The organism is Paenibacillus turpanensis, from assembly GCF_011421635.1.
Lineage (GTDB): Bacteria > Bacillota > Bacilli > Paenibacillales > YIM-B00363 > Paenibacillus_AK > Paenibacillus_AK turpanensis.
The window spans coordinates 1-2,461 of the sequence record NZ_WTLI01000049.1; the positions used below are offsets into that span (position 1 = coordinate 1).

The 2,461-nt window shown below is 55.6% G+C and carries 2 protein-coding genes; both read right to left on the reverse strand.

The features are described from left to right. Positions 1–825: condensation domain-containing protein (locus tag GQS10_RS22680; protein ID WP_243735359.1), on the reverse strand; the 825-nt coding region annotated here is incomplete at its 3' end. 125 nt (positions 826–950) lie between these two features. Then, on the reverse strand, positions 951–2,461 hold a 1,511-nt coding region (locus tag GQS10_RS22685), incomplete at its 5' end, for a condensation domain-containing protein (protein WP_243735360.1).

The following is a 2,461-nucleotide window of genomic DNA, read 5'->3' on the forward strand; positions in this document are numbered from 1 at the left end:
CTCCGCCTGCTCTTCGAACAAGCCGTGAATCGTTTTCTCCTGGTCGAACTTGGCTTCAGTGTCATTAAATCGACTCAGCAGCGTCTCCCTCTCGTCTGAGGACAGCACATCGGCTTGTCCGAGCTCCAGATCCGGCTGAAATAAAAGCACGGACAGCAGCCGAACAAGATGATCGGCCGCCTGTTCCACAAATGCCCGCTCGTACCGCTGCCTGTCAAAGCTTATTTCCAGCTCGATGGAGTGGTTTTGGCGGTCAAAGCGAAAAACCGTATCGGCCGCCACCCGGTTACCCAGCGGTTCCGGATGAATCGGGGAGAAGGATGCGACGGTGTTGACGACCGGGAGGCCGTCCCCCGTATAGTCCAGATGGAGCGGCTCCACCATTTTCCGAAAAGGCAGGTGCTGATGCTCTATCGCCTCGCCGATGGAGGCTTTGATGCCACCGAGCAGCGTTTTCAGCGTAGTCTGGTGGCTTATGGACGTCTTGATTACCAAGATGTCATGTGGCGGCGGAGTCCCGTCGGGGTCTGCGCTATAAGAAGGCATGCCGACCAGCACTTGGTCCCGCCCGGTATATTTGAACAGTAGGCTTTTTACTCCTGCCAAAACAATCATATACAAAGCCAAATCCGAACCGTTGCCAAGGCGGATGATTCTCTCCGAGAGTTCGCTCGGCAGGATACGGTGAACCAAGCCCGGCTCGGCCGCAGCTTCTCCGCCCGCGGGTAATTTGGAGGATTGACTGTAGGGAAGGAAGCTCAGGCTGTCATCGGCGTCAAACTTACCGCTCCAGTACCGTTCTTCCTTTTCAAACAAAGATTTCATTCGTACCTCCCCTAAAAATGAAGTGACCGCATGCCCCGGCGCAGGTCCGAAAAAGCTTACTTTCGGCCTGCGCGTTTACGGGCTTGGCGTTGTTCGCCGTCTTCCTTGGAATGCGCCTTATAGGATTAGAACGCGAATTCGATCATATCGACGGCACTCTTTGCGCTTGCCGCAGGTTTATGGCATTCAATCCGGCTTAGCTCAAGTTGTGGATTTTCCGCAATTTGAGACAGTACCCGCAGGAAATCCTCGATCAAGGAACGGATCATCGCTTCTTTGAACAGCTTGGCGGCGTAGAAGAAGCCCCCGCTCAGCGCCCCGTTGTTTTCATACATAAACAGGGTCAGATCGAACTTCGCTTCTTCCAAATAGTCAAGCTCGTAAGTCTTCAGACTGACCCCTTCCAGCTCGGCGTCTCGTTCTTCAATATTTTGCAGGTCGAAAACGGCATCGAACAGCGGGAAGCGGCCCGGCTCCCGCTTCACATTTAAACGCTCCACGAGCTCCTCGAATGGATAATCCTGGTTCTCGAAAGCACTCAAAGCCGTTTCCTTCACTTCTTCCAGATAGGACAAGAACGTTTTGTCGCCCGACGGACGATTGCGGATCGCCAGCGTATTGACAAACATCCCAATAACCGGTTCCAAATCAGCGTTCGTTCTTCCCGCCACCGGGGTGCCCACGACCAAGTCCTCCTGCCCGCTGTACTTGGACAGCAGCACGGTATAAGCCGCAAGCAGCACCATGAACAGCGTGCTTTCACGCTCGGCCGCCAATTTGTGCAGCCGCGCAGAGAGAGAAGCTTCGACGTCGAACTCCAGATGCGCGCCTTCGTAGCTGCGAGCCGCAGACCGTTCGTAGTCCAACGGCAGGTCCGCCGTCGGCAGCTCGCCTTCGAAGGTTTGCAGCCAGTACGCTTCCTGCCGCCCGATCCGCTTCTGGTGGGCCTCCGACTGCTGCCAAACGGCATAATCCTTGTATTGAATGCGCAGCGGCGGCAGTTCTTCTCCAGCGTAGAAACTCGAGAACTCATCGATCACAATCGTCATCGATACGCCGTCGGACACCATATGGTGCATGTCGAAAAGGAGAATATGCAGGTTCGGCTCCAGCTCGATGACCCCGGCGCGCAGGAGCGGCGGCTTGCCGAGATCAAACGGACGAACGAAGCTGCGGACGATCTGCTCAATTTGAGCCGCATTCTCTTTATCCGCTTGGTGATGCTCGATAGCAAAATCGACTTGCGGGTAAATCCGCTGAACCGCTTCGCCCTTCACGATTTCAAAACCGGTGCGCAGCGATTCATGCCGTGTTATCAATTGCCGCAAGGCGGCTTCCAAGCGGTCTAAATCAAACTCGCCTTCCAACTTCACCAGCTCCGGCATGTTGTAAAGCTGATCCGCTCCATCCAGCGTGTGCTGGATGAACAGCCGTTTCTGCGCGGAGGATAGAGGGTAGTACTCTCTCTCCTCCGCTTGAGGAATGGCCTCATGCTCCTGTTGTTCCATCCGGGCGATCGCCTCGGCCATCGCCGCAATTGTCGAGTGCCGGAATACGTCGCGCAGCGGCAGGTTGACGTTTAATTCCTTAAATACCTTGCCCGCCAGCGTCGTCGCCCGCAGGGAGTGTCCGCCGA